Below are 3,305 nucleotides of genomic sequence, written 5' to 3'. Positions count from 1 at the left end.
AATATTGTTGCGGTCGTGCGCTTGCCTAGTGCGCAGTCGGTACCCAGCACAGCGATTCTTGGGCACTTTACTTGGTGTATTTTTCCACTGAAGGTTTGCAGTTCTTCTTTATTTTTAGGTTTGCGAATATCGAGTATCTCGACATTGTTCTTTATGCTTGCTGCTAAAAAAATGGGGTCGTCTGTTAGAAACTCATGCAGTCCGTTGACGATACTCATCTTCAGCGACATTGCGTTTAAAATGATGTTCTTTTCTCGATCAGATAAAAGCCCGCTTGATGGCGCTATTCCAAAAATGAAGTAATTAGGCGGGGTACTGACTTGAAGCAGAGCTTCGTCCACATTTGCAACAATGGGAATGCCGTTTTTCGCATCATCAAGGACTTCACCGGAATCCAAACCTGCGCAGCTACTGTCAATTATCGATAAGATTCGATAATTGTGTGAGTGCCTGACCAATCCATTTGCCGTTTTTCCGTCAATTTTCCCGAAGTTATCTTCGCAATAAACAATCGCAGTAGGCAGGATGGAATTGACTTGATGACGAATTGGCGTCCAAGGCTTGGAGCATAATAAATGGTTGTCTATGTCTGTTTCTTCTGTTCGAGTCAGTTGGACGATTTTCCACAGTTTTTGAGTAGTGGTTGACATGATTTTAGCCTTGTCTTTAAGGCTTAGGGGGCGACTAAGGAGTGCCGAGATGCGAGTTCGGAAAAGAAAAGAAGTCCCTACTAAGCGGTAGGGAGAATGATCACCGTAACATACTTACTGGATTCTTGTTGGGTTTTATCATTGGGCATTCTAGAATCGACTCGAAATGAGGTTGGATGCATAACGTTTGAACATCATGAATCAGAATGTTTAAAATACATTTATATGAAGAGTGTTCAAATAAAGCTACGTTAGAAGAGCAGCACAATTAAGAACACCATAATCAAGAGCATCCAAAGTCGTCGCAGAACACTTTGAGCATTGGCTGGAATCACCAACAGATGTTTCATTTATGAAAAAATGCTAACAATTTATTAGAAGAGCGGTTAATACGTTGCGTGTGAAGGTCGAATGCGTTCTTTTAGTGTTATGTTGACGGTGTGATCCAATAAAAGGAATGCTCCATGAAAATACTCACAAATATATGTTCAGATAATCTATCCGCAAGTAAGCAGTTTTACGTTGAGCTTCTTGGCTTTAACGTAAAATACGATAGTGATTGGTATGTGCAACTATGCTTACCAGACGATCCTGATATTGAGTATGGAATTATTCAAAGAGATCATGAACTGGTTCCTAAGGATTACCAACAACTGCCCACTGGAATGTATGTGACTTTCGTTGTGTCTGATGTTGATATCATTTATCAAAAAGCAATAGAGCTAGGTTTACCGATTGTACAAAAACCTAGCAATGAGTTTTATGGACAACGCCGGTTTTTAACAAAAGATCCTAGCGGTTGTTTAGTCGATGTATCGTCACCATTTTGATTTTGTAGAGCTAAGCCTAAATCGAGAACACACCAGTCGTTAGGCGACCATCTTAACAATCACATCAACGGGGTATTGATAAACCATGGAAAATGAACAGTTGGAATACGCTGGCTTTTGGGTCAGAGTTGGGGCAGCGTTAATTGATACGTTTTTGCTGTTACTCATTACAATGCCGTTGTTGTATTGGATATATGGAGAGTATATTTTCACCTCAGATGATTTCATCGTTGGAGGTTGGGATTTTTTGATCAGTTGGGTTTTGCCATTTATAGCCACTGTGCTGTTTTGGGTGTATCGTTCGGCAACACCAGGGAAAATTGCGTTGAAACTGCAAGTTGTGAATGCCGACACTGGATTGCCATTAACGCCAGGTAAATCAGTGTTACGATACGTAGCTTACTACGTCAGTATTATACCTCTTTGTCTTGGCTTCATATGGGTTGCATTTAGCAGCAAAAAACAAGGTTGGCATGATTTGATCGCCAAAACCGTGGTGGTTAGAACACCGAGAGCAGGAATCGACCCTGTTGACTTTAGTAAACGCCGTGAATATGAATAGAAGGCTCAGTTATGACTGGGGTTTATTTTTATTGGGCTATTTTTATGTATTAAAAGGCGAGCGTTGATGCTCGCCTTTTTGCATTTAACGTATCGTGCTTTTACCCAAATAAGATTAGGCTGACGTGGCGGCCAAAGCGGTTAAATCGGCTTGTGAATAGGAGTCGGCTCGTGGCCCTTCGGCAATTAAATCGATCACATGAAAGTTGGCCAGGTCGCCAAGTTCCGTGGTTAGGTAACGCCTGAAAGCCTGTTCGTTCGGCCATTTTCCGCGGACGATGTAGCCGTCTTCTTTATCAAAGTCTCCGGTTTCAAAAAATGAGAAATCCGTCATTCCAATATTATGGCAATACAATACGAGATACATGCTTTATCCTATTTTCAGGGCTACGAATTCTTCAGCCACACATCCTGATTGCCTTGAGCTTTCTTTTTGCGTTTTTTCTTACCGGTGCCTTCGGGTTTGGCCATCGGTTTATTGGCCGCTAACCAAGCTTCGCCGATACTTTCGTCGACTTCAAATCCGGCAACCTGTTCACGTTCAAGACGTATTTTGTTCTTCTTTTCTATGATTTTGAAATGATGGTAATCTTCATAATCAATCAACGATAACGCCAAACCGACTTCTCCAGCACGGCCACTTCGACCTATACGGTGCATGTAGTCTGATGGGCTTCTTGGCAAATCAAAGTTGATGACTACAGGCAGTTTTTCAATATCAAGACCGCGAGCGGCAATATCGGTTGCGATTAAGACATCAATCTCACCCGATTTAAATGCTTCAAGTATGCGAGTTCGTGAACCTTGCCCTTTGTCTCCGTGAAATACGTCGACTTCAATACCGCGCTTGTAAAGCTTGTCTGCTAAATGTTCACAGCTGTTCTTCGCGTTGACAAAAACCAGTGCTTGTCGCCATTGGTGCTGCTTTATTAAATGCGCCAATAAGGCGGTCTTTTCACCTTTGTTAACGGTAAACACGCGCTGTACTAGGGTACTGGCATCGCTGCTTTGTAGTTGTATTTCTACAGGGTCGTTAAGAAGTTCTTGAGTGAGCGTTTGTACTTGTTCTGGAAACGTTGCTGAAAAAAGGAGCGTTTGTTTTTTCTTAGGTAGCAGGTCGAGTAATGATGAGAGTTCGTCAGTAAAACCAAGGCTTAACATTCGGTCTGCTTCATCTAATACTAATGTTTTTACTCTGTCGAGCTTGACTGCGTTACTAGAAATTAAATCGAGTAATCGGCCTGGTGAGATCGGAAGAGCGGTT

5 protein-coding genes are annotated in these 3,305 nt (G+C 42.1%); 2 read left to right on the top strand and 3 right to left on the bottom strand.

Annotation, left to right across the window (positions count from 1 at the left end):
* A partial coding sequence (locus ACP45E_RS09935) for a DUF1611 domain-containing protein (RefSeq protein ID WP_141707278.1) occupies positions 1-650 on the bottom strand: 650 nt, incomplete at its 3' end.
* Positions 651-1,114: 464 nt separating this feature from the next.
* Here ACP45E_RS09935 and ACP45E_RS09930 point away from each other — a divergent pair.
* Positions 1,115-1,480 carry a VOC family protein gene (locus ACP45E_RS09930; protein WP_017037077.1) on the top strand — a complete coding sequence of 122 codons (366 nt, stop codon included), beginning with the start codon at positions 1,115-1,117 and terminating at the stop codon, positions 1,478-1,480.
* 85 nt (positions 1,481-1,565) lie between these two features.
* Positions 1,566-2,042 carry an RDD family protein gene (locus tag ACP45E_RS09925; RefSeq protein ID WP_017037078.1) on the top strand — a complete coding sequence of 159 codons (477 nt, stop codon included), beginning with the start codon at positions 1,566-1,568 and terminating at the stop codon, positions 2,040-2,042.
* A 114-nt stretch (positions 2,043-2,156) separates the two neighbouring features.
* Here the strand turns inward: ACP45E_RS09925 and ACP45E_RS09920 are convergent, their stop codons facing one another.
* Together ACP45E_RS09920 and ACP45E_RS09915 are read right to left on the bottom strand one after the other, a co-directional pair.
* Complete coding sequence (locus tag ACP45E_RS09920; protein WP_017033527.1) at positions 2,157-2,408, bottom strand: hypothetical protein; 252 nt, start codon at positions 2,406-2,408, stop codon at positions 2,157-2,159.
* A gap of 20 nt (positions 2,409-2,428) precedes the next feature.
* The coding region (locus ACP45E_RS09915) for a DEAD/DEAH box helicase (protein ID WP_069584955.1) at positions 2,429-3,305 on the bottom strand (877 nt) is incomplete at its 5' end.

Origin of the sequence: Vibrio genomosp. F10 str. 9ZD137 (genome assembly GCF_049974785.1) — a bacterium.
Lineage (GTDB): Bacteria > Pseudomonadota > Gammaproteobacteria > Enterobacterales > Vibrionaceae > Vibrio.
This window is presented reverse-complemented; position numbering and strand designations above follow the sequence as displayed.

Coding starts and splice junctions, on each gene's coding strand:
- ACP45E_RS09930 (WP_017037077.1), top strand. CDS start 1,115: ATGAAAATACTCACAAATATATGTTCAGATAATCTATCCGCAAGTAAG.
- ACP45E_RS09925 (WP_017037078.1), top strand. CDS start 1,566: ATGGAAAATGAACAGTTGGAATACGCTGGCTTTTGGGTCAGAGTTGGG.
- ACP45E_RS09920 (WP_017033527.1), bottom strand. CDS start 2,408: ATGTATCTCGTATTGTATTGCCATAATATTGGAATGACGGATTTCTCA.